This window comes from Mycobacterium sp. FW102-FHT13B02 (assembly GCF_058790275.1).
This window is the reverse complement of the sequence record NZ_JBYTCM010000007.1, coordinates 100,231-120,499: the sequence shown is the minus strand read 5'-3', so window position 1 is coordinate 120,499 and position 20,269 is coordinate 100,231. Positions and strand designations below refer to the sequence as shown.

The window sequence follows — 20,269 nt, the reverse complement described above, 5'->3', positions numbered from 1 at the left end:
GACAAACCTTTCCGTTAAGGCGAGAGCCGATCGCACAAATGCGCCACCGTGTCCGCCGATGCATGTACTACGTCGATAGCATCACGGGCTCCGGGCTCGAAGTTCTTCTCCGCGTAGCCGAATGACGACATTGCCAGCACCGCCGTGTTAGCGGCCGATGCCAGGATCGGCGTGGTCCCAGGGGCTATGTGGGTGCGTAGGAAGTCGCTCGCCTGCTGGTAGTAGTCGCCGGCGCTCTGCACCGCCGCCGTCCACTCCGGATTAGCGCGAACCGCGGGGTCACGGACCGTCATCCCCGGCGGCAGAATCTTGAGAGCCGTGGACGCAGCCTTAGTGAACTGGAACGCGCCGTTCCAGCCCTGCTCGCAGGTGATGTTGTCGGCCTGGGCTGCCGGCAGCGGGGCCGGCGCCGGCGGGGCGGCCGGAGCCACCGTGACCGTCATCGGAGCTGCCACCGGGGCCACCGGAGTCGTGTCCCGCAGACCGGTGGTGACCAGGGCTGCGACGGTGCCGGCGACGACAGCGCCGGTCAACGCGGCGACCACCAGGGCGAACCCGCCTCCACCCCTGCGGGGCGGTTCGGGCTGCCACGCCGGCGCAACAGGGGGCGGGTATCCCGGCGCGTAACCGGGCCACTGCTGAACCTGCGTGGCCGCGCGGTCGTTCGTGGTGGTCATCGGGCGCTCCGGTCGTTGTAGCGGGGCAACCTGGGTAACCGCCCCTTGCTTCGCATTGTCCCAGGATGTTCGGACATTGGAAACCGCAAATGGCGAAATTCCGGCGGAGGCCTTCCATATCACCACGGGCGATTCGGGACGATGCTATCATGATAGCATCGTCTGCATGGCGCAGATTCTCATTCGTCAACTTGAAGACGACACCAAAGACAAGCTGCAGCGACTGGCGCGCCAGCACGGCCGCAGCACCGAGGAAGAAGCCCGCGAAATCCTGCGCAACGCCGTCAGAAACGTCGATGACCCACCCGCGCGATTGGGCTCGCGTATTGCAGCTCGGTTTGAAGGCTCGGGCCTCACGGAGGGCGAAGAGATACCCGAGATGCGGGGTCAGGCCGTCCGTCCGGCGCAGTTCGACGAATCATGATCCTGCTCGACACGAACGTGCTGTCAGCGCTGATGCGTGAAATGCCTGATCCGGCGGTGGTGCGGTGGCTCGACAGCCAGCCCACCGAATCGATCTGGACGACGTCGGTGACGGTGTTCGAGATACGCACTGGGATCGAGCTTTTGACGCCCAGTCGGCGTCGACGACGGCTCGACGAGAAGTTCGAAGAGCTCGTTGCCGAGGATCTCGAAGGACGTGTGCAGTCGTTCGATCTGTCGGCTGCGCGGTCTGCCGGGACCATCGCCGCGAGCCAGCAGCGCGAAGGACGATCGGTCGAGATTCGCGACGTCCAGATAGCCGGTATTGCCGCGTCCCGACATGCAACTGTCGCGACCCGCAATGTTCGTCATTTCGAAGGCGTTGGCGTCGACGTGATCAATCCTTGGGATCGATGAGCCCAGGCGGGTGTCCACAGGCAATTCCATCAGATTGCAACGCATTCATTGCAACTCGTTGCAACATGCAGTAGCGTGGGTCGCATCAGCGCACGGCGCCCCTGCCGAGCATGAGCGATGGAGATCGCATATGAGCACCACCCCCATCACCCGCTGGGACGTCGAGGCCGACCTCGTGCGGGCAATCGAGGCCAGCGACGAGGCCAGCGACGCCTACGCCGAATACGACATCGACGCCGTCATCGATGATCTCGGCGGATGGGAGGCCGCCGCCATCGCCGACCACGACGCAATCTGGGCCGCCGCAGCGAAACATGCCCGGCCCTTACGTGATCGGATCGACGCCCTACTCGGCGGCTCAGCAAACTTCGGCCTCACCAGCGGCGGCACCCTGGTGGCGCACGTCTACGGCCGGGAGGTCGCAGTACAAGTGCATCGGTCGTGGCTGCGCGACTGCTGCGACTGGCAGCCACAACTGATCTACGTCGCCGCGCACGTATACGACCCCCAGGCCACAGTGTGCACCCAGTGCGAAGGCTGTGGTCACCAGTGGAGTCCGCCCGAGGCGTCGGGCCGCCCCAACACGACCGATGACCTGCGGGCCCTGATCGTCGCTGCCGTCGCCGCCGATGCTGAGCAGATAGCCATCGAGACGTCGATGATCACCGACCGCCTCAAGCGTGATCTGCGCGAGGCCCTAGCCACCGTGGCGGACAGCGACTACGCGGCAGCCGTTGCCGAGGTCGGCCGCGACGAGGCCGACAGCTGGTTCGGTATCTGGCCCGACACGTCGGAGGAACCGGGCGTCTACCGCGCCGCCGATGGCAGCCTCCGCGCGTGGGCGTGCATCGGCCCGTGGAGCAGCGGCGGCATCCACAGCGACGCCTACTTCGATCCCCAGCCTCTCGTCATCACCGAAGCGGACCTCTAACCCCACCACGGGCCTGCCCGGGAAACCACTCGCGCCATCGCCATTCAGGAGCCATTCGCCATGCCTGCCGATCGCTGGACGCTCAGCGTCCCCGCCAACCTCAAAGACGAACTCGACGACCTCGCCGAGCTCACCGGCGTCAACAGCCCCGCCCTAGCCGCCTCGACCGTCCTGAATCTCCATAGCCTGCTCATGGCCCGCGAGCTACAGCGGATCCCGCTCACCGTCGGCGAAGCCTCAGCGCTCGCCGAAGTGATGAACAGCGCCACCGTCACGGCGGGCATCGGCCCAATCCTTTACGGGGAAGTGGCCGACGCGTTCCACATCGCCCGGGCCGGCCGGCTCGGCGCCCTCAGCTCGTTCAGCGCTCACCACGGCATCGACGAAGACGCCCTGCTGGCCAAGCTGCAAGGAATCGGCCCGTCGGCGGACCTCGCGCTACGCCTGGCGCTTGCTCGGTGGTGGCGTGACCACTCAGACGACGATCTCGCCACCGGGTTCCGTGCAGCCGGGTTGCGGATCGATCCGACCGAACCGCCGCATAAACCCTGATAGCTAACGAGCCACATCGCCAGGCCGCCGAGGAAAGCGACAGGAGCGGGTTGCGGCTGGGTCACGCGGTGAAGTTCACGTCGAGAACGGCCGCGAGCAGATCGTCTAGTGCCGTGGGTATCACACCGCTATGTGGCGAGTCGGGTGTTCCGCGTCGCTCGAAGTCGGTCCGGATGTTGCCACCACGAGGACCACGAGGTTGCGTCACGTAAAAATGGCTGCCGCTGCGTTCGACGGCGATCAACGCTCGTTGTTCAACGCGGCGGGGGTTGGCGCTGAGAGGTTCGGTGTCGCGGCGACGCACGGCCTCGCGAAGTTCCTCGTCATTGTGGTACTCGACGGTCCACGCCTCACTGAAGAACGCCACACCGCACAGGCCGACGGGTACAGACCGTCTGATCTCATGGCGATGGTCGGTGGCTGCGTGGGCCAGGCTGGCGAGCACCACTGGTGGGCGGCCCAGCGTGAACATGGTCTGCATCGCAGGGATGCGGACCAGTCTGATCCGTCCTTTGGCCAGGTTGAGCCAGTACAGTTCGGCGGGTTCGTCCCAGCGGCGCCGCCCGGCGATGTTGTCGACGAGGGCGGCGGCGATGCTCTGCTCGATCTGATTCACGCGGCATCCTTCCTACGCTGATTCTTTCATTCAACCGGCGATTACTGGTCCGCTGACGCGGAGCGTCAACTGCGGCGCCACTGCCGGCTGACTGCCGCATGGGTTAGCTTGTGTCACTAGGGCTTTCGGGCCACTGCGGCTGCTGTTGGTGCCGTGGTGGTGGCGGGGAGTGTTGTCGTTGCGGCGCACAGCAAAATACAGCGACGGTAGCGTGACCACCGGCAGCTCGCTCAGTAGTGGTAACGCGCTTTGATGATCTTGACCTCATTGTCGTCTGCTCGGTATATGAGCCGGTGTTCGTCGTCGATGCGGCGGGACCAATAGCCGGATAGTTCTCCCTTGAGGGGTTCGGGTTTGCCGATCCCGACGAATGGGTCGCGCTGGACTTCGCTGATGAGTCTGGTGATACGTCTGGCCATCTTGCGGTCGGATGCTAACCAAAACAGGAAGTCCTCCCAGGCGGCGGGATCGAAGTGGATGCTCCTCACGCGGATCCGCCGGCCATCCCCTCGAGTTCTTCGATCGTCTTGGCGTACTCGGCCGGAGTGGGCCCACTGGCTGACTTGTCGCGGGCGACGGCTTCCATGAGTCGGCGGGCATTCTCCGGCGATCGCAGCAGGTAGACGGTCTCCTGCCACGAGTCGTAGTCGTCGGCCGACATAAGCACCGCGTCCCCGGCTTTAGACGCGATGCGCACGGGTTCGTGGTCGGTGTTTACCTGTTCAAGGAGTGGGAAGAGTCGTTGTCGGGCTTCGCTTGCACTGATGGTCATGCCGGCACCTTTATTCGTACGACTTTACGGTACTGACACCGTACCAGTTTTACGTACGGCACTGCGAGTAGCTATTCGAGCCAGTACTGTCGCTGGTCGTTTAGGTAGCGCGGAGCGAAGGTGCCGGCCAGTGATCCGGCCGTGGTTTCGATGGCACGGCGCCGGCTGGCTATACGGTCGTCGAGGACGGCCAGTCGTAGGTAGCAGTTGTCTTTGGGGTCGGCTGCTTCGAGGTGGCCGGCGCCGGGTGGGAGGTCCGCGGCGTAGTCTCGGCGGCCGATCGGGCCGTTGGTGGGGGTACCGAAGGTGATGGTGTTGGTTTGTCCAGGTAGAACTTTCGGGCTGAAGGCGGTGAGGGAGGCGGTGGGGGCGTTGGTCCTGGCTGTCGTATGAAGTCTCCGCCTCCTGAAGGTGGCGGTTTCCGTACTGGCTGCCGTTGTTAGGCGGCGGTTTTCGGGTTTTGACGTTTCACAGCCTGCCTGGTGGCGTTGGGCTCCACGTCCTGCAAGGCCACTTCCTGGCCCCGTTGTCTGATCACGACTGCGGCGTTGGTGTCAGCGTTTCCGGTCCACCCGCATGTCGGGTCAGCGCATCGGAACACCGCTTGGTTTTCGCGTTGCCCCGCTGCGGTGCTCCCGCATCGGTGGCACGTCTGCGACGTGCCGTGTGGCCGGACTCGGATGACCCGCGCCCCTGCTTGATCGGCCTTGTAGGTCAGCAGCGTCAGGATCTGGGTCCATCCTTGATCGAGGATGGACCGGTTCAGCCCGGACTTCTGCTTCACGTTCACACCCGGCGCGTCGAGGGTGCCTTTGGCGCTGCGGGTCATGTTCGCCACCCGCAGGTCTTCAACCACCAACACCGCGGTCCCTGCGGCGACCAGCGCCGTGGTGGCCTGGTGGGCGAACTCGTAACGACGGCGAGCCTGGCGGGCCTTGAGAGCACCGATACGGGAGTAGGTGCGCCGTATCCGTCCGCTGGGTCTGGTCCCGCGGGGCTTGCCGGCCCGCTGACGCGCGGCCTTGCACTCGAGCCGGTACAGCCGCTTCTTCTCACCCGCGGTGAGGGTGGCGGGCTGATCGAGGAACGACCCATCCGACAACGCCAGCGTGTGGCTGACCCCGCGATCGATCCCGACACTGCCCCGCTCAGCGCGCCGCGGCCGGGGTTTGACGACCTGGTTTTCACCCCGAACCACCAGCATCCAGCCGGTCGCCTCGAGCACCACCCGCGCCCCGGTGACCCGATCAGGCAGGGCGCGATGCACACGCACTTTCACCGCACCGACTTTCGGGATCGCCACCGTGCCCCATTTACCGTTGAGCCGAGTCACATTCAGGTCCCGCGCCTGGGGCACATCGACCGCGCGCCGGGCCCGGCGCGTCTTCCATGTCGGCCGGCCGTGGCTGCCGTTCCAGTAATTCGACCAGGCCTGCTTGTAGGCCTTGAGGACCTGCTGGGCGGCCTGGGCGGGCAGGAGCGCCAGCCAGTCAATGTCCTTGCGGGCCTGCCGGATCGCCGCATCGGATTGCGCCCAGGACGGCCACCTCCGCGACGGGGCGTGAAACGTGTGGTGGGCGTGGATTAGATTCCATAGCGCCCGCCCCGCGTCGGCCTGCTGCCGCAGTATCCGTTCCTGAGCAGGTGACGGGGTCAGCGGGTACTTCACGCACCGCTTCACCACCATCAGCTCGCTCACCCCGGCAGTATGGCCCACGCCACCGACCGTATCATTGGTTTATGTCACCACGGTGGGAACCAAACAAGGATGTACGCACCGGAAGACACGTCGTGTACAACCTTCATGTGCATTTGGTCTTCGTCACTAAATATCGGCGGGGTGTGTTCACCGGCCCGATGCTCAACCGATGCGAGCAGATCATGGGCGAGGTGTGCGCCGACTTCGAAGCCGAGCTCCGTGAATTCAACGGCGAACATGACCATGTGCACCTGTTGGTGCACTACCCGCCGAAAGTCGCGATCTCCAAACTGGTCAACAGCCTCAAAGGGGTTACCGCCCGCCGGCTACGCCAGGAATACCCAACGCATGTCCGCAAATACCTGTGGGGCGAACACTTCTGGTCCGGTTCCTACTTCGCCGGTTCCTGCGGCGGTGCACCCCTGACCGTGGTCAAGCAATACATCGAAAACCAGCAACGACCCGTCTAACCCAACCACCCCCGCTCCGCGGGACCCAAAGATCGGGATGCGCTACACCCCCGTCCTAAAGGACGGAGCACTGCGCAAGAATCGAGATAGACGGTCCTACTATCGGTAGGATGACTGTATGGCGAAAGATAAGGTGACCGTGACTGTGGATCAAGAAGTGCTGGCCGCGGCGGACGCGGACGCTAAGGCGGCCGGGCTCAACCGGTCCGAGCTGGTGGAGCAGGCCTTGCGTCACGAACATCTGCGGATCGCACTCGAGAGCTACACGGCCGAGACTGTTCCGGCGCTGAATATCGACGACTACGCGCAGAAGATCTACCAGGCGAACCGGGCCGCGGGTCTGTGATCGCTCCCGGCGACATTTGCCCACGTCGCGACACTAGTCATGAGTTTTACGTTGTGGTGCTGTCCAATTCGATTCACTTGGCCGCCGATACCGGGCGGGTCATCACCTGCCCCTATATTCCGGGCCAAATCCCCGATACTGCTATGGCGCTCGTCGTTCGAGTAGAGCAGCCCGAAGGTGTGGCTCTCCCGGAGCTCGTTCAGTGGCTTCCCACTGCTGCACTCGATGAGCCGATCGGCAACATCGACATCACCGCGCTGCGTGCAACAACGGCCCTCGTGACTGCTCTGGTCACCTAGCGCCCTTCGGCGCCCGGGTTGCGTGTGCATGTGTCGTTGGGAGCCTCAGCATCGTGTGATTTCCGCCCATTCCGGGTATGGTGGAAAACATGGAAACTTTCACGAATCGGCGTGAATTCGCGGAACTGATCAGGTTTCTGCGGGGCGGGACATCGTTTGATGCCGTCGACCGGCGGGGCGGCCCGTCGAACAAGTACCAGAGCCAGATCGAGGCCTGCGAAGACGCGATGCCGATCACCAGGGAGACGGTCAATAAGTACTGCACGGCCTTCGACCCTGACGAAACCGGCCTGGCCAGCTTCCTGAGGGCTCTTGCCGAGGCCTTCAGCGCGGCAGAGGCCGCCGACCCTGAGCGACCGATGGTCAGACCCTTCAAGAGCCTGACCGCGGATGGCTTCTACGTTGGGCGCCGGGTGGCCGGCGCGACGGCCATCCCGGCGGGAGGGCTGATCCCGCCCGCCGCTTCGTATGCGCGCGCCTACGTCGACCGGGCGGCCGGCGGCTACTCGGTGTTGCGTGCGGCCCAGGTCATCGTCCAAAGGCACAATTGCGTGCTGCTGGTTCCGCGGTCGAGTCGGAGCCTTGGACCATTTCTTTCTGGAGCGGCTCGTCGTATCGGGTCCTGGAGCTCGGTGGCGCATATCCCGCGGGCCCGTTTCGACCCGTTGCACGGAGTCTATCGCTTCGAACGGGCTTTGTTTCGTGCGGATGCGTTGGGCGCCACGGGAATTGATCGGACGCGCCTGGCGTGGGCGATCCTGGTGGCGAACGCTGACGGGCTGCAGTGGGGGCGGTCGCCGATGGAGTCGTGGATCGCCGCCGAGTCCGGCATAGCGGCACCACGGTGGGCCCGGCATCTGGAGGCTGTGTCCGCCGGTTTCCAGGGGGCGCCCGTGCAGATCGACGAGGTCCTCGCTACCGCTCGCAATTATCTTTTGCCGTGGTCGGAGCAGTGGTTCGTCGGGTTGAAGTTTCGCCGCGGAGAGCCGGATGACGCGGCGCCGGCCGTCGTCACTGTTACGGCGCCCGACGCCGACGCCGTGACGAACCTGGCGTGGCTCCGAGGCGCCGGAATGACCGCAGTGGAAGATAGGGATCTGATGCATGCCGCCGACGGCGAAATCTGGCCGTTCGACGATCACGCTATGCCGGCCCTTCCGGACGTGATCGCCGACAGGGGTTTCAAAGTTTTGACACTGACATCCGTGCCTGGCGGCCAGCAGCTGGCCGCCGTCGGCGCCGACGGACCGACCTACCAGTGGTGCCCGACCGCCTACCCGGGCAACTACGGCGTCATCTCGTCCGACGGCGTGAAATGGGAAGCCATACAAGCATTCTGACCATTTCACGCAAAGTAGTCATGTGAATAGCGTTCGGGCGCAAGGTCAATCAGGGCTTGCCGGTGCTCGGCATGAATGTCGCTGCCCCACCATGGTGGTGCCGTCCAGCCGGACGGGCTGCCGCGATGAATCCCCAGGTATGCCGCGCTGAGTCCGCCTCGGCGTTGCAGCTGGGCCAGCCTGCGCAGACGCTCCCCGGCCTCGGTGTCGTCGATGAGCTGGCGGGCCCGCAGCTCGTAGACCGCCCACTGCGCGTACACCGACAGCGCCGGGCCATGTTTATCCCACTCCCCCAGTGCCCCAGCCTGATTCGCCGCGAACTGCTCCAGGCGGTCGAGCGCCTCGCCGTAAGATTCGGCAAGTTCCGGATCGCGCAGGACCCGCAGAGTGTCGCGGTAGCGGTGCCCGCTGTTGGGGCCGGCGCCGGCTGAGGGAACCCAGATCATCTGGGCGCCGCGGTGGTCCAGTCGGTGGCGATCGCGTGCTGCGCATCCGCCAGGGCCATCCGTCCGGTGCAGACCAGTGACAGGAGCCGGTTCTCGATGGAGTCTTTCGGATTCGGCGAGGCACCGGGCTCAACCCACAAGTTCCGCGGATCGTTGGGGTCTCCCCCGATCGAAAGCGGAATAAGGTGGTCAAATTCTGCCTGGGACAGTGCACCGTTGTAGCTGTAAGACTGTGCGTTCAAACGCTTTTCACGGTTGGTGATGTTGAGCGGCGGGCGCACGGATTTTGAATAGCCTTTGCGGCAGACCGTGGTGCTGATGTTGTCTTGGGTGACTTTCGGGCTGACCGCGCCGGGTGTGCAGGACGGGTCGGGTAGGACGTCGCCGGAGGCGGCGGTCCGGTAGTGGCAGGTCCCTGGTGCCGGTTGCGTCTGGACGGTGTACTCCGTCGGGCCCGGGCCGACCGGTAGGTCAGCGTGGGCCAGCGGGCCGATCATCAGGGGGACGAGCAGCAGGGCGGCGGCGGGGATGGTGGGGCGCATCAGTGGCCTTTCTTGATGACGGACAGGGAGCCGGTTCGGACCGCGTCCAGCACGAGGGTCCATGCGGCGATCCGGTCGGCGTAGGCGGTCTCGGGCTGCGGGCAGCCGTCGTACCAGTCGGGTTGACGTTCGGTTTCCAAGTGGCTGGGATGCCGGTCACCGGGGTGTAGGGCGGCGGGGTCCATCCACCAGCGCCAGGATCGTGAGCGGGGCTCGCCGTAGCCGGCGGCGATCACCTGGAGCTGCTCGGTCACCTCGGGGCGACCCGCGCGCAGCTGGTCGAGTTCGGTCCAGGGAATACACCAGGACGGCCGGTAGTCCCAGCCTTTCCATGCCTGGCCGGATTCGAAGCGCAGGCCGTCGGACCACACCGCCCACGCCCACCCGGGATTACCGTTTGGGCCGCGGCGGTAGTTGGCTTTGACCTCACCGCGGTCCAGGCGCGCCTCGACGACTTCGGGGTATAGCCACCAGGACAGGAGGCCTGGCCATGGTGTTTCGACGATGAAGGCGATTGCGTCGGCGGCCGCGGCTGCGGTGGCGTTCTCGAGGGATTCTATCTCGCCGAACAGGTCGTACTGGAGTACCGTAGTTGCCGCATCTTGTTGCAGCACTGGGGTTTTGCCTGCCATGACGTTCGCCTCGGTCGCCGGTCGCGCGCCGCTTTCTCGTGGCGCTGGTTGTCTCGGCGCTAATTATGTGGTGGCGGTCTGACATCCCGGCGCAACGGAGCCGAGGCGGGCTAAGTCGATCAGACGTTGCGGCCCGTTTGTGCCACATCGGCCCTACCTTAGGTTCATGAGTGAATCGGTCGGCATCCGCGAACTGCGGCACAACACTGCTGACATCATCAGCGCCGCCGAAGCCGGCCAGGAATTCCATGTCACCGTCCGGGGCAAAGACACCGGCGTCGTCATCGCCAGACAGCCCACATCCACGCCGCCGACCGAGCGCCGTCGGGGCATCACCTTGGCCCAGATCAAACAGGCCGGCCTCTACACCCGCCCCACGTCACCCGGATACCGAGAGGCCATGCTGGAGATGGTCGAGCACGGCCGCGACGATGCCGGCCGCGTCGGAGATACCGATCGGTGAGACTCCATCTCGAATACCGGCGCCCCGCGTCGATTGCTTGAATACCGCTGCGCCCACACATTATTGGCGTTGCAGTTGCGTTCCCTGCTCGAATACGACCGGGCAATGTCCGGGGCCGGCGGTGATGCTGAACGGAGCGATGATGGGGTGGCATTCGTGGCCGACGGTGATTCCCGCGATGACGCTCGGGTCGATGTCGGCGAACCTGACGTCGTGGTCGCGCACAGTTGCGTGCGCAGGATTCCAACCGACGCTCGCAAGCGCATTCGGCTGCCAGCGTTTGCGAGCACCCGTCATGCCACGGAAAACCCGAATGCTCGTCAAGCCCATCGACTGCGCCAGATGGGTCAGTGCAGCCGAGTACAGCTGCATCCCCCGCACAGCGATAGCAGGCGGCGCGTACACGTCGCGGGAGGCGAATTCCTCTTCGTAGCATCCGGGCCACGCCCGGTGATTTCGGAATTGTGAGATCACCGCCTTGCCCCAGAGCTCGACCGCTCGGCCGCTGCCCTCGCAACCGGTGAGATAGTGCGCCTGGCAGTCAATCGCCAGGCGGTCAGTCGGTGAACCGAGCTGACCGGGGATTACCGACTCGAACCAGCGCGTGAGGCTGTCGCGGACGTGGGCGTGGCGGTCATCGTGATTTCCGCTGAGTTCCCTTGGATCCACCGCGCCGCCGCTGGCTTCCACTGCGCGCACCGCGAACTCTCGCACGCACGGGTCCAGCGGTTCATAGTCGGGGTGGAACCATGGATTGGGGATCGAGCTCACGCGCGTGCTCATGTCGGCAATTTACAGGCATATCGCGGACCCGATATGCACTCGGAGGTGGTGTTCGGCCGCCATCATTGACTCGTGAGGGTGCTAAATTCGAGGGGAATCGCCGCGCTACGTTGGCGAGACCCCGCCATCGTCGGGCTCCCATGAAGCCTGACTTCCCTTGCGGGCCAGCCCTTCGGGCGACGTAGCAGAACGCCACGCCAGTAGTGATGCCGGTCGGAGCGATCATGGGGCGCCGCCGATAAATCCGGCGTGACTGGAGGCCCACCGATGTCAGACAAGAAACGCAACAACGCACGCAAGAGCGCGGCCCGCGCAGTCCAGAAGGAGACGGGACTCCGCTACAAGAAAGCTTTGGCGATGGTCGCCGATCGGCCGCCGACCCGCGTCATCACCGCACCCGGGATCGGCGCCAGGAACGGTTCGCTTCTAGTAAGCGGCTTGGTATTCACTGTGCAGGATGCCGAAGAGACCTTGAAGATCGCAGCACCGAAACCAGTCGGACATCCCCCGATGTCCGACTGGTGGCCTTTTCCCCCCAAGCTTGGGTGCCACAACCGCGCTGCAAGCTGGGTCCTGCTCGACCTCGCCGGCGAGCTGTCTCACTGGCAACCCGCCGCGGGCGTGGCTCCGTGGTTGATCCCTGAAGATCAACCGGTGCGCTTCGAGGTGCCCGTCAACAAAACTCTCAAGTCGAGCCCGACCCGGTGGTTGGCGGAATCACTCGCAGCTCAAGACCGCGACCGTCCGTGGGTGCTGGACCTGCTCGGGCATCTGACGGCTTTGCGCCAGCAGTTAATGCCGTTTCATGGCGCACCCGTCGATGATGTGCGGGCGGTGGTTGATCACCTGCAGCGCTGGCTCGCCGGGCCGAGCGTGCGGTAGGCGCTTATTTGGGGTGGTCGTCCGGGGCGAACAGGAACGGGCGTTGCTCGCGCAGAGCATGCAGTCGGCTCCAGCCTTCGTCGAGCCAGGGCACCCAGGTGCAGGCCTGGGCACGGTTGATCGCCACGAGCTGCGCCGCAGTCCGTAGCAGCGTGGGTGTCACATCAGGGTGGTGACCGTAGGTGTCGAGCACGTGTTGTGTTGTGGCGGTGCCGGTTTCGGTCGCAAGGACGGCGACGGTGGCCACGTCGTAGACCCGTGGTCCTCGTCCGGAGAGGCCGAAGTCGAGCGCGACGGCACTCGGTGGGCCGCAGTCGACGATGTTGGTTGGGTTGGCGTCGCCGTGGATCACGACCGCGGGTAGGCCGGCGAGTTTGGCCGCCGCATCATGGGCCTGCCGGCGCCACGGCGCCAAGGCTTCGTGCAGGGCGATCGCGTCGGGGTGCGGCGGCCGCGGGGGGACCAGGAGTAGGGCTGTGGGCAGGTCCGCGGTGGGTGTGTGGTCATGCGCGGTGCGCAACCAGCGGATGGCCTTGGCTGGTGCTGCGGGCCCGTGGTCGGGGAGGCGGAGCCACCAGCTGAGCATGCCTACGCCATCCGGTGGGGCGCTCACCCCGAGCGGGACCGTGACCCTGTTGAACGCTGATTGGAAGCGTTGGGCCAGGAGCTGCTCGTGCCGGGCTTGGCTGGGGGTGGGATGCATTTTGGCGACGAGGTTTCCGCCGGCCCAGACCGGTGCGGAGACGTTGCGCAGCAAGGTGGGTATGTCGCCGCCGTGGCGTGAGGTGAATTCGTCGACCAGCCAGTCAGGGGCGTGCACAGCTGCTGTCCGTCGGCCGTTCTTAGTGGCACATGGCGGACAGTGTTTGGTCGGTCGAGTGATAGACGTTGTAGTCGTCGCCGTTGTCGGGGTCGCGGGTTTGGTAGGCCACGCTCATGGTTTTGAGCGCGGACACCATGATGTTCGCGAAGTGGCCCAGCATGGGGCTGGTGCCGGGGGCGATCTGTGCGGCCAGCTGGTCGGAGGCCTGCTGGAACTGGGCGGCGGCGCGGTCGACCGCGGCGGACCAGTCAGGGTTGGCGGCGACCTCCGGGGAGGTGATGGTTACCCCTGCCGGAAGGACCTTCAAGGTCTGCTGGATCGCGGCCGAGGCCGGGGCGACGGTGGCGCGGTAGGCGCTGCAAGTTTTCGCATCGGCCTGGGCCGCCGGCAGCGGGGCCGGTGTCGTCGGGGTCGCGGTGACCGTTACCGGGGCCGGCGCCGGCCCGGGGGTTGGGGCGCGGTTGGGGGTGGCGGCGATGGCGATCACGGTGGCCGCCACCGCGGCGATGACCGCTCCCCCGGCCGCGGCCGCGGCGAGCCTGCCCCAGCTGCGCCGCGGCGGTTGGCCGGCGGGCTGCGGGGCGGGTCCGGGTGGGTATCCGGGCCACGGCGGCGGCAGGGTGGTCACGGGGCTTTGGCCTCTTAGTCGCTTAGATGGTGTAGGTGCTTGCGGCGTTGGTCCTGGCCGCGTTGGTCTGGTCTTGCCGGAGCAGCTCGGGCGGGCCTTCGGTCAGTGCGGCGGCCTGTTTGGTCATCCAGGTGGTGTCCAGTTTGTCGGCTCCGGCGCGGCGGACCTCGGTCTCCGTCTCCAGGCACAGCAGGGCTGTGTCGACGGGCGTGGCCCCGACGGCGGGTGGAAGGGCAATGGGTGCCAGTGCGCTGCCGGTCAGGACTGCGTTGGCCTTGGTGGCCGCGTTGGCCAGCTTGCCCGGGTCGAGCTTCAATACATCGTCACCGCTCATGATTTGGATTGTTCCAGCATGAATGGACATTGACCACCACCCGGAGCGGATTCGGGTGGCTTGCGCTAGTGGCGGCAGCGGGGATAGTTTCGCAAGCGTGTTCGAATCGTGGCGGGTGGAGATGTCGCCGTCGACGCAGCGGGTGGTTGAGCCGGCCCGGCCCGTGCTGGTGAACCTGAACGCGATTCTGGGCAGCCCCGATGACGCTTTCCGTCTCGATACCGTGTCTCTTCGGGTCAAGACGTTCGGTCTCTAGCCGTTCAACTGTTGTTGTTGCACTTTATGAGCGGGTCCGCCCGCGTGCACCGGTGTCGGCGGTTATGGTGCGCGCGTGTCGGAAATGCCGCGGTGGCAGGTGTTTTGGTGTGCACCGGATTCTGGCTGGGATGGCTTCCAGGCGGATCCGGTGTTGGCGGGTTTGCCGCCGCTGCGTGAGTTAGTTCTGCTGAACGGTACTCGCGCTGGTCAGCCGTTTATTTTGCGAGCCGATGGCGTTTACGCCACGGAGGTCAATGCGTTCCTGAGATCGAATCGGATGCGTCGGGCGGCGGAGGGCACAAGAACGAAATATGCGCTCCAGCTGGCGATCTGGCTGGGTTTCTTGGATTTGGTGGGGTGTTGCTGGGCGGATGCGACCGACGATGAGGTGGACGCGTTCAAATTCTGGCGTATGAACGACGTTGCGAATCCTCGACGGGTCGCGGGCGGAACGGTCCGCTGCGGTTTGGTCGCGATCAGCGCGTTCTACGAATGGGCTGAACATCGATACGCGGTGAGAAACCCGGTAACTCGGATACCAATCAAGGCCGGGCCCAACCGTCAACAAGCGGATGCGTACAGCGCGTCACCGAAGATTGGCCGCGACCGCGACGTGAAGTGGCTGGACCCGGGCGGCTATCGCCGGTGGAACGAAGTGGGGTTGCGCGGGGTCGATGTGTCGGGCCGCGAAATTGTGTCTTGGCGAGGGCATTGCCCGCAGCGTGATTGTGCATTCGTCGACGGCCTGTACGGCACAGGTTTGCGGCTCACTGAGTGGGCCAGTGTGCTGCAGTTGGAACTTCCAACCGAGGTGACCGGTCGAGGGTTCGCGACCAGCCAGCTAGCAGCAGCATGCGCGAAAGGTGTTGTGCGACGCAAATATTGGATGCCCCACTACGTACTCAGTGCTGCGCTGTCCTACTGCGAAGGTGAACGGGCCGCCGCAGTGCGACGAGCACAGGCAGCAGGTCGGTACGAGCGTGTTGCAGACCGGCGGATTCTGCTGCGGCAACTCGGCGGCCGACGCATCGAGGTCCTCGATCCGCTCGGCGAGGCGAAAACGGTTTCGTTGGACGTGCTGGGGCCGCAGGAACGCCGGCGACTGTTCCAGCAATCCCCGTCCGGGCTCGTTCCGTTGACGTTGTGGCTCAATGAAGACGGCATGCCGAGGGTGCCGCACGGCTGGCAACACACGTTTGTCGCCGCCAACAAGCGGGTAGCTCGGGCTGGTTTGACGGGACTTGCCGCGACAGCGCACATGCTGCGCCATTCTTTTGCGCTGCGCTGGTTCTCGGTCGGCCGGCTGTTGTACGAGAAGCGATTTGCGCACCTGGATGCCGAGGAGATGCGCGATTTCCGCGCCCAGTTCGGGGACACGTGGTATTTCGTGATGACGCTGCTGGGTCACCGGAACGTGGCGACCACGATGAACATCTATCTGGAGCCGTTCCGGGACCTGGATGTGGACTTGCTGATCGAGCACGCCCACGGGGCGGCCATGTCGGGGCTGATGGCGGAGATGTTCGCCAACCACCGACTGGTGCTCACCGACCCGGTGCGGGCCTAGCGGTGGCGAGCGGACGTCGCGCGGCGTTGCCGGCGAGCGTATATCGGTCACCGGTCGGGCGCGACGAACGCGGCGCGGCGCCGGGCAGGGTGGTGGTGTATCCCGAGCACGGCAGGTACGTCCTGGAATTCGACTTCACCGTGCTGCCGGTATCGGAGGTGATGCAGCGGTGGTTTATCGACCGGTTTGTGGCCGCAACTCGTCCAGGTGGACCCTACCGTGCCGAGCACTCGGTGCGGGCGTTGATGACGGCGATCAGGTCGTTCGCTGCGTATCTCGGTTCATTGGAGCATCCGCCTGCGTCGCCGGCCGAGCTAAGTGGGGCGCAGTGGGACGGGTGGATTCTGTCGATGCGGGTCGGCGCACGCAAGACGCAGATGGTTACGTTGAGAAACTTCGCGAAGGGATGCACCGAGGTTCCGGCGGAATTTCTTGCGCGTACCCGCAGAACCCAGGTCCACGCCGAACCTGTACCGCTGCAAGCCTATTCGGCCGAGGAATTCAACAAGATCACAGCCATCGCCAAGGCCGATGTACGCGACGCGGTGCGCCGGATCCGGGACGGGCGGGCATTGTTGGCCGATTGGAAGGCTGGGCGAGTTGACCACGAGCGCGATCCGCACCGCTGGGAGCACGGCTCGCTGCTGGACTTTCTGGACTGCAATGATGATGTCCCCAAGTACCCGTCGGGGCGCACTAATCGGCGCATCTTGCGGCACGGGGGCGTGTACACCCTGTTCGCCGAGTTGTACCCGACGATCTGGGACATGTCGGCCGCTGCGGTCCTGCTGATTTGTCTGACGGGCCATAACTTGTCGCCGATTCTGGAGTTGCCCGCTGCGGCGCACCGCCCGGCCGCGCAGGGCGATCGCCGGCAATCGGCGCTGGTGGACATCACCAAGCCGCGCCGCGGCCGAACCCGGGCGCACATGAACGTCGCGCTGACGGACGCCGGCGCCGACCGCGGTGCAGCGGTGGATGTTTCGTCGGCGTTCGGGGTCTATGAAATCGTGCGGGAACTGTCCGAGCCGGTGCGCGCCCGCACGGGCAGTGATCTGGCGTTCGGTTACTTTACGGCCAAATCCGAGACCAGTTTCCGGCCACGGCTGACCGGTGGCGCCGTGGGAAGGTGGGCGCGTTCCAAAGAGTTTGAGACCCCGGCTGCGGGTGCACACGGGCCGGCGGCGGCAGTGTCGGCGATCGATACCCGCCGACTGCGTCTGACGTGGCTGCAAATTCATCAGCAGCCGGTCGCCCATACCGAACAGACCTTAGCCAATGACTATCTCGCGCGTGATCGGGGCAATCTCGCGCAATACCAGCAGGTGGTGGCCGAAACGTTGGCCGAACGTGTGGAGGCGGCGCGCCAGCAGGTCAGGGTGCAGACCGTGACCGTCCAGCAGGTGCAGCGTGCCCGCAGCGCGCCCGAACAGGTTGCCGCGGAACTAAATATCACACCGGGGCGTCTGGACGATCTTCTGGCGGGCCGGCTGGATACCGCGTTGGCCGGATGCACGGATTTTTTTGCTGGGCCGCATACCGAGGCGGGACAGCCCTGCACCGCGTCGTTTTTGATGTGCCTGTCCTGTCCGTGCGCGCGGGCGACGCCGGCACACCTGCCGGTGATCGTGGCCGTCCATGACCGGCTGCAGGACAAAGCGCGGGAAATGACACCGCTGCGGTGGGCGCAACGGTTCGCCGGACCGGTAGCGCAACTGGCGGACATCACGGGCCGCTACCCGCCGGCGATGATCGCCGACGCCCGTGAACAGCTCACCGACCAACAACACGAGCTCGTGGACCGGTTCCTCGCTCAGGCATTGGATGTCCGATGACTACCGCCGCAGCCGAACATGAACGGCAGCAATGGATTCCTGGTCCCGATTCGGTGGTCTTGGGTGATCGCCCCGTGCGTCCCGACACGAACCTCGCAGCGCTCTCGCGCTACCGTGACGCCCGCTGGGATCTGAGTCCGGCGGTCTTCGCACCGCACCACGGCGCGTGCTCGATCACGTTCGATCCTGTCTATCCAACATTCCGTGCTGCGCTCAAACACGTGTGCTGGCTGATGATCAACTATGACGGACCGGCCGTGACGCCGCTGCGCCCATCGGCACCGCGGCCTGCGGTCCTCACCGTGGTATGCGACTGGCCGTATCTGCGTGCGTTCGTCAACTGGCTGGCATCGCAGGGTCGGCGCCGCTTGGGTGAGGTGACACCGCAGGACCTCGACGACTACCTCGACGCGGTCCGCGACGGGGGTTACACCCGCGAGCAGCAGATGGCGCTGCTGGGAGCGGTGCAGAAAATCTGGATCTACCAAACCCTTCTCGACGAGCAAGACCGGCTGCCCGAACCACCCCTGTGGAGCGGGGACCGATTCCACCACTTGCTAGAGGGCGCCAGGTCATACGAATTGATGACCCCGCGGATCGCCCCCGACATCATGGATCCGCTTCTGGCGTGGTCACTGCGGTTCATCGAGGACCTCGCCGGGGACATTACCGAGGCGGCACGCGAAGGCAGGCGCATGACCGCACGTGACCGCCGTGGGGTCGGCCGTAACCAACCATGCACCGGCAGCGACGCGATACCGGAACTGCGAAAGCTGGTGCGGGCCTTCAGTAGATTGAACATCGCGCTGCCGGTGACGCCATCGCCCTCCACCGGCGCCCTCGGTTACAACTACCCATATCTGATGCGCCTGATGAATCTGCGCGCGCAAGATTTCACGCCGTCGGCCTGGGACGACGTGCTCGATGCGAGTGGCCTTGCGGTGCGCGAGGCGCGGCCGTTGCTGCTGCTCCCGGCCGGCACGATCAACGGCGAACTCTGGCGTGATCATCCGATCAACGTTGATGAGGTGCGGCCCCTGGCGCGGCATCTGTCGGCGGCGTGTTTCGTGGTGATCGCCTATCTGTCAGGGATGCGGCCCGGCGAAGTCCTGTCGCTCGAACGCGGCTGCATCCATCGGGATCCGGGCAGCGGCATTCTTCTGCTGACCGGCAGGCACTGGAAGAACGCGCGCGATGACACCGGCGCCCTTGTGGCGCAAGGACAAATCCGGCCCGACCCGTGGGTGGTCGCCGAACCGGTGGCCACCGCCGTCGCCGTCCTCGAACGCCTGCACGACGAACCGCTGCTGTTCCCGAACCGGCTCGATCCACCGCCCTGGCCCGCCAAAGTACGCAACCGACGCGGCAAAGCCCGTACCAGCAGCAAAATCTCTCAGGACCTCAATGAGTTTCGCGATTGGGTGAACGATTACTGCCGCCAGCACCGCCGTGACGATGCGATTCCGATCGACTCCGACCATCCGGCGCTTCAACCGCGCCAGTTCCGCCGGACCCTCGCATGGTTCATCGCCCGCAAGCCCCGCGGACTGGTGGCCGCAGCCATCCAGTACGGCCACTTGCGGATACAGATGACCATCGGCTACGCCGGTACCTACGCCTCCGGTTTTCCCGACGACCTCACGTTCGAAGAACTACTCGCCACACTCGACGCACTCGCCCAGGCACACGAGCACCTCGAGGACGGCGAACACGTCTCCGGCCCCTCGGCGACCGAGTACCGGCATCGCGTCGCCGGCGCGCAGCGATTCGCCGGCCGAGTCAGCCTGACCCGGCGTGACGCCAGACAGCTCGATGCGAACCCCGACCTGCAGATTTATCCCGGCGAAGGAATGACCTGTGTGTTCAACCCGCAGCGTGCGGCATGCCGCACACACCGCAACGACACCGACACGCGGCGCACACCCGATCTATCCGACTGCCGACCTCAGTGCGCCAACGTGGCCCACACCGACCGAGACGTCGCCGTCCTGGTCGAGCAGGCCCGACACCTGGAAACCATCCTCACTGATCCGCTAGCCCCGGCGCCACGAGCTGCGCGGGACCGCGGCGAACTGGCACGCCTGCGCGCGATCATCGGCCAGCACGACGCCGCCCGGACCGCCCACGATGGCTGACACCGACGCCGAACGCGCAGCTATCCGCCGCGCCATGGAGCGGCTCCTCGATGGCACACCACAACGATCCACCGGCGCATTGTCAGTGTTGCAGCTGGCCAACGAGGCCGGTGTGAAACGCTGGGTACTCACCCACAAACACACCGACCTGGCCGACGAATTTCGTTGCCGCGTCAAAGCTATCGGCCCGATACCGGTCGCATTTACTGGCCTCGAAAAGCAACTGCGCGACGCACAAGACACCATCAGCCGGCTACGTGTCGATAACCGGCAACTACGTTCCCAAGTTGCCGCGTACGCCCGAGCTATCCACGAACTGCACGCCGCCGCAGCCGCACCACCACCACCGCGACTGGCGATCCTGCACACCGATCAGGACCCAAGCAGCTAGGCGTCCGG

At 65.3% G+C, this 20,269-nt stretch carries 27 protein-coding genes; 15 read left to right on the top strand and 12 right to left on the bottom strand.

Going from position 1 to position 20,269, the window contains the following annotated elements:
• Positions 1-14: 14 nt before the first annotated feature.
• Positions 15-677 carry a hypothetical protein gene (locus tag AC3WTE_RS14550; RefSeq protein ID WP_492438523.1) on the bottom strand — a complete coding sequence of 221 codons (663 nt, stop codon included), beginning with the start codon at positions 675-677 and terminating at the stop codon, positions 15-17.
• Positions 678-843: 166 nt separating this feature from the next.
• Here AC3WTE_RS14550 and AC3WTE_RS14545 point away from each other — a divergent pair, with 166 nt between their 5' ends.
• The 4 genes from AC3WTE_RS14545 to AC3WTE_RS14530 all read left to right on the top strand — a co-directional run bounded on the left by AC3WTE_RS14545 (position 844) and on the right by AC3WTE_RS14530 (position 3,000).
• Positions 844-1,101, top strand: a complete 258-nt coding sequence (locus AC3WTE_RS14545; protein ID WP_492438522.1) for a FitA-like ribbon-helix-helix domain-containing protein — start codon at positions 844-846, stop codon at positions 1,099-1,101.
• Positions 1,098-1,517 (top strand): type II toxin-antitoxin system VapC family toxin, encoded by a 420-nt coding sequence (locus tag AC3WTE_RS14540; RefSeq protein ID WP_492438520.1) that lies wholly within the window; start codon positions 1,098-1,100, stop codon positions 1,515-1,517. Before AC3WTE_RS14545 ends, AC3WTE_RS14540 begins: the two co-directional genes overlap by 4 nt.
• A gap of 130 nt (positions 1,518-1,647) precedes the next feature.
• Positions 1,648-2,448 (top strand): hypothetical protein, encoded by an 801-nt coding sequence (locus tag AC3WTE_RS14535; RefSeq protein WP_492438519.1) that lies wholly within the window; start codon positions 1,648-1,650, stop codon positions 2,446-2,448.
• 60 nt (positions 2,449-2,508) lie between these two features.
• Positions 2,509-3,000, top strand: coding sequence for a hypothetical protein (locus AC3WTE_RS14530; protein ID WP_492438518.1), 492 nt, complete (start codon positions 2,509-2,511; stop codon positions 2,998-3,000).
• A gap of 61 nt (positions 3,001-3,061) precedes the next feature.
• On the opposite strand, the gene AC3WTE_RS14525 is transcribed toward AC3WTE_RS14530, so the two are convergent.
• The 4 genes from AC3WTE_RS14525 to AC3WTE_RS14510 form a co-directional block, all read right to left on the bottom strand.
• Positions 3,062-3,616, bottom strand: a complete 555-nt coding sequence (locus AC3WTE_RS14525; protein ID WP_492438517.1) for a hypothetical protein — start codon at positions 3,614-3,616, stop codon at positions 3,062-3,064.
• Between the two features lie 230 nt (positions 3,617-3,846).
• On the bottom strand, positions 3,847-4,104 hold the full coding sequence (locus AC3WTE_RS14520) for a Txe/YoeB family addiction module toxin (RefSeq protein WP_492438516.1): 258 nt from the start codon (positions 4,102-4,104) through the stop codon (positions 3,847-3,849).
• Entirely contained in the window at positions 4,101-4,388 is a 288-nt protein-coding gene (locus AC3WTE_RS14515; RefSeq protein WP_492438514.1) for a type II toxin-antitoxin system Phd/YefM family antitoxin, read from the bottom strand. The genes AC3WTE_RS14520 and AC3WTE_RS14515 overlap by 4 nt, the downstream gene beginning before the upstream one ends.
• Positions 4,389-4,827: 439 nt before the next feature.
• Entirely contained in the window at positions 4,828-6,087 is a 1,260-nt protein-coding gene (locus AC3WTE_RS14510; protein WP_492438512.1) for an RNA-guided endonuclease InsQ/TnpB family protein, read from the bottom strand.
• 41 nt (positions 6,088-6,128) lie between these two features.
• Here AC3WTE_RS14510 and tnpA point away from each other — a divergent pair, with 41 nt between their 5' ends.
• The 4 genes from tnpA to AC3WTE_RS14490 all read left to right on the top strand — a co-directional run bounded on the left by tnpA (position 6,129) and on the right by AC3WTE_RS14490 (position 8,542).
• Positions 6,129-6,557, top strand: coding sequence for an IS200/IS605 family transposase (tnpA, locus tag AC3WTE_RS14505; protein WP_492438511.1), 429 nt, complete (start codon positions 6,129-6,131; stop codon positions 6,555-6,557).
• A gap of 118 nt (positions 6,558-6,675) precedes the next feature.
• On the top strand, positions 6,676-6,903 hold the full coding sequence (locus AC3WTE_RS14500; RefSeq protein ID WP_492438509.1) for a ribbon-helix-helix protein, CopG family: 228 nt from the start codon (positions 6,676-6,678) through the stop codon (positions 6,901-6,903).
• Entirely contained in the window at positions 6,900-7,202 is a 303-nt protein-coding gene (locus AC3WTE_RS14495) for a toxin (RefSeq protein ID WP_492438508.1), read from the top strand. Before AC3WTE_RS14500 ends, AC3WTE_RS14495 begins: the two co-directional genes overlap by 4 nt.
• An 89-nt stretch (positions 7,203-7,291) precedes the next feature.
• Positions 7,292-8,542 (top strand): hypothetical protein, encoded by a 1,251-nt coding sequence (locus AC3WTE_RS14490; RefSeq protein WP_492438506.1) that lies wholly within the window; start codon positions 7,292-7,294, stop codon positions 8,540-8,542.
• A 5-nt stretch (positions 8,543-8,547) separates the two neighbouring features.
• On the opposite strand, the gene AC3WTE_RS14485 is transcribed toward AC3WTE_RS14490, so the two are convergent.
• From AC3WTE_RS14485 to AC3WTE_RS14475, 3 genes are read right to left on the bottom strand one after another with little or no spacing between them, the layout of a single operon-like run.
• Positions 8,548-8,988 carry a hypothetical protein gene (locus AC3WTE_RS14485; protein ID WP_492438504.1) on the bottom strand — a complete coding sequence of 147 codons (441 nt, stop codon included), beginning with the start codon at positions 8,986-8,988 and terminating at the stop codon, positions 8,548-8,550.
• Entirely contained in the window at positions 8,985-9,530 is a 546-nt protein-coding gene (locus tag AC3WTE_RS14480; RefSeq protein WP_492438502.1) for a hypothetical protein, read from the bottom strand. The genes AC3WTE_RS14485 and AC3WTE_RS14480 overlap by 4 nt, the downstream gene beginning before the upstream one ends.
• The gene (locus AC3WTE_RS14475; RefSeq protein ID WP_492438500.1) at positions 9,530-10,162 is read right to left on the bottom strand and encodes a hypothetical protein; all 633 of its coding nucleotides are present in this window, start codon (positions 10,160-10,162) and stop codon (positions 9,530-9,532) included. The genes AC3WTE_RS14480 and AC3WTE_RS14475 overlap by 1 nt, the downstream gene beginning before the upstream one ends.
• Positions 10,163-10,328: 166 nt before the next feature.
• On the opposite strand from AC3WTE_RS14475, the gene AC3WTE_RS14470 reads away from it, so the two are divergent.
• The gene (locus AC3WTE_RS14470) at positions 10,329-10,625 is read left to right on the top strand and encodes a type II toxin-antitoxin system Phd/YefM family antitoxin (RefSeq protein WP_492438498.1); all 297 of its coding nucleotides are present in this window, start codon (positions 10,329-10,331) and stop codon (positions 10,623-10,625) included.
• Positions 10,626-10,685: 60 nt separating this feature from the next.
• Here the strand turns inward: AC3WTE_RS14470 and AC3WTE_RS14465 are convergent, their stop codons facing one another.
• Positions 10,686-11,408 carry a hypothetical protein gene (locus AC3WTE_RS14465; RefSeq protein WP_492438496.1) on the bottom strand — a complete coding sequence of 241 codons (723 nt, stop codon included), beginning with the start codon at positions 11,406-11,408 and terminating at the stop codon, positions 10,686-10,688.
• 267 nt (positions 11,409-11,675) lie between these two features.
• Between AC3WTE_RS14465 and AC3WTE_RS14460 the strand changes: the two genes are divergently transcribed.
• Positions 11,676-12,290: a hypothetical protein gene (locus AC3WTE_RS14460; protein ID WP_492438494.1), complete on the top strand. Its 615-nt coding sequence runs from the start codon at positions 11,676-11,678 to the stop codon at positions 12,288-12,290.
• A gap of 4 nt (positions 12,291-12,294) precedes the next feature.
• Here the strand turns inward: AC3WTE_RS14460 and AC3WTE_RS14455 are convergent, their stop codons facing one another.
• From AC3WTE_RS14455 to AC3WTE_RS14445, 3 genes are read right to left on the bottom strand one after another with little or no spacing between them, the layout of a single operon-like run.
• Positions 12,295-13,110 carry a phosphotransferase family protein gene (locus AC3WTE_RS14455; RefSeq protein WP_492438492.1) on the bottom strand — a complete coding sequence of 272 codons (816 nt, stop codon included), beginning with the start codon at positions 13,108-13,110 and terminating at the stop codon, positions 12,295-12,297.
• A 22-nt stretch (positions 13,111-13,132) separates the two neighbouring features.
• Complete coding sequence (locus AC3WTE_RS14450; protein WP_492438490.1) at positions 13,133-13,741, bottom strand: hypothetical protein; 609 nt, start codon at positions 13,739-13,741, stop codon at positions 13,133-13,135.
• A gap of 22 nt (positions 13,742-13,763) precedes the next feature.
• The gene (locus AC3WTE_RS14445) at positions 13,764-14,075 is read right to left on the bottom strand and encodes a hypothetical protein (RefSeq protein WP_492438488.1); all 312 of its coding nucleotides are present in this window, start codon (positions 14,073-14,075) and stop codon (positions 13,764-13,766) included.
• A 97-nt stretch (positions 14,076-14,172) separates the two neighbouring features.
• On the opposite strand from AC3WTE_RS14445, the gene AC3WTE_RS14440 reads away from it, so the two are divergent.
• From AC3WTE_RS14440 to AC3WTE_RS14420, 5 genes are all read left to right on the top strand, one after another.
• Positions 14,173-14,331 carry a hypothetical protein gene (locus AC3WTE_RS14440; protein ID WP_492438486.1) on the top strand — a complete coding sequence of 53 codons (159 nt, stop codon included), beginning with the start codon at positions 14,173-14,175 and terminating at the stop codon, positions 14,329-14,331.
• A 75-nt stretch (positions 14,332-14,406) separates the two neighbouring features.
• Positions 14,407-15,900, top strand: coding sequence for a site-specific integrase (locus AC3WTE_RS14435; protein WP_492438484.1), 1,494 nt, complete (start codon positions 14,407-14,409; stop codon positions 15,898-15,900).
• 140 nt (positions 15,901-16,040) lie between these two features.
• Complete coding sequence (locus tag AC3WTE_RS14430; protein ID WP_492438482.1) at positions 16,041-17,735, top strand: hypothetical protein; 1,695 nt, start codon at positions 16,041-16,043, stop codon at positions 17,733-17,735.
• Positions 17,732-19,870: a site-specific integrase gene (locus tag AC3WTE_RS14425; RefSeq protein ID WP_492438480.1), complete on the top strand. Its 2,139-nt coding sequence runs from the start codon at positions 17,732-17,734 to the stop codon at positions 19,868-19,870. The genes AC3WTE_RS14430 and AC3WTE_RS14425 overlap by 4 nt, the downstream gene beginning before the upstream one ends.
• The gene (locus AC3WTE_RS14420) at positions 19,863-20,261 is read left to right on the top strand and encodes a hypothetical protein (protein WP_492438478.1); all 399 of its coding nucleotides are present in this window, start codon (positions 19,863-19,865) and stop codon (positions 20,259-20,261) included. Before AC3WTE_RS14425 ends, AC3WTE_RS14420 begins: the two co-directional genes overlap by 8 nt.
• Positions 20,262-20,269: the final 8 nt, after the last annotated feature.

Bases quoted from the DNA above. Each gene is read 5' to 3' on its own strand.
- AC3WTE_RS14550 (WP_492438523.1), bottom strand. From the start codon at position 677: ATGACCACCACGAACGACCGCGCGGCCACGCAGGTTCAGCAGTGGCCC.
- AC3WTE_RS14545 (WP_492438522.1), top strand. From the start codon at position 844: ATGGCGCAGATTCTCATTCGTCAACTTGAAGACGACACCAAAGACAAG.
- AC3WTE_RS14540 (WP_492438520.1), top strand. From the start codon at position 1,098: ATGATCCTGCTCGACACGAACGTGCTGTCAGCGCTGATGCGTGAAATG.
- AC3WTE_RS14535 (WP_492438519.1), top strand. From the start codon at position 1,648: ATGAGCACCACCCCCATCACCCGCTGGGACGTCGAGGCCGACCTCGTG.
- AC3WTE_RS14530 (WP_492438518.1), top strand. From the start codon at position 2,509: ATGCCTGCCGATCGCTGGACGCTCAGCGTCCCCGCCAACCTCAAAGAC.
- AC3WTE_RS14515 (WP_492438514.1), bottom strand. From the start codon at position 4,388: ATGACCATCAGTGCAAGCGAAGCCCGACAACGACTCTTCCCACTCCTT.
- tnpA (WP_492438511.1), top strand. From the start codon at position 6,129: ATGTCACCACGGTGGGAACCAAACAAGGATGTACGCACCGGAAGACAC.
- AC3WTE_RS14500 (WP_492438509.1), top strand. From the start codon at position 6,676: ATGGCGAAAGATAAGGTGACCGTGACTGTGGATCAAGAAGTGCTGGCC.
- AC3WTE_RS14490 (WP_492438506.1), top strand. From the start codon at position 7,292: ATGGAAACTTTCACGAATCGGCGTGAATTCGCGGAACTGATCAGGTTT.
- AC3WTE_RS14485 (WP_492438504.1), bottom strand. From the start codon at position 8,988: ATGATCTGGGTTCCCTCAGCCGGCGCCGGCCCCAACAGCGGGCACCGC.
- AC3WTE_RS14480 (WP_492438502.1), bottom strand. From the start codon at position 9,530: ATGCGCCCCACCATCCCCGCCGCCGCCCTGCTGCTCGTCCCCCTGATG.
- AC3WTE_RS14475 (WP_492438500.1), bottom strand. From the start codon at position 10,162: ATGGCAGGCAAAACCCCAGTGCTGCAACAAGATGCGGCAACTACGGTA.
- AC3WTE_RS14470 (WP_492438498.1), top strand. From the start codon at position 10,329: ATGAGTGAATCGGTCGGCATCCGCGAACTGCGGCACAACACTGCTGAC.
- AC3WTE_RS14465 (WP_492438496.1), bottom strand. From the start codon at position 11,408: ATGAGCACGCGCGTGAGCTCGATCCCCAATCCATGGTTCCACCCCGAC.
- AC3WTE_RS14460 (WP_492438494.1), top strand. From the start codon at position 11,676: ATGTCAGACAAGAAACGCAACAACGCACGCAAGAGCGCGGCCCGCGCA.
- AC3WTE_RS14445 (WP_492438488.1), bottom strand. From the start codon at position 14,075: ATGAGCGGTGACGATGTATTGAAGCTCGACCCGGGCAAGCTGGCCAAC.
- AC3WTE_RS14425 (WP_492438480.1), top strand. From the start codon at position 17,732: ATGACTACCGCCGCAGCCGAACATGAACGGCAGCAATGGATTCCTGGT.
- AC3WTE_RS14420 (WP_492438478.1), top strand. From the start codon at position 19,863: ATGGCTGACACCGACGCCGAACGCGCAGCTATCCGCCGCGCCATGGAG.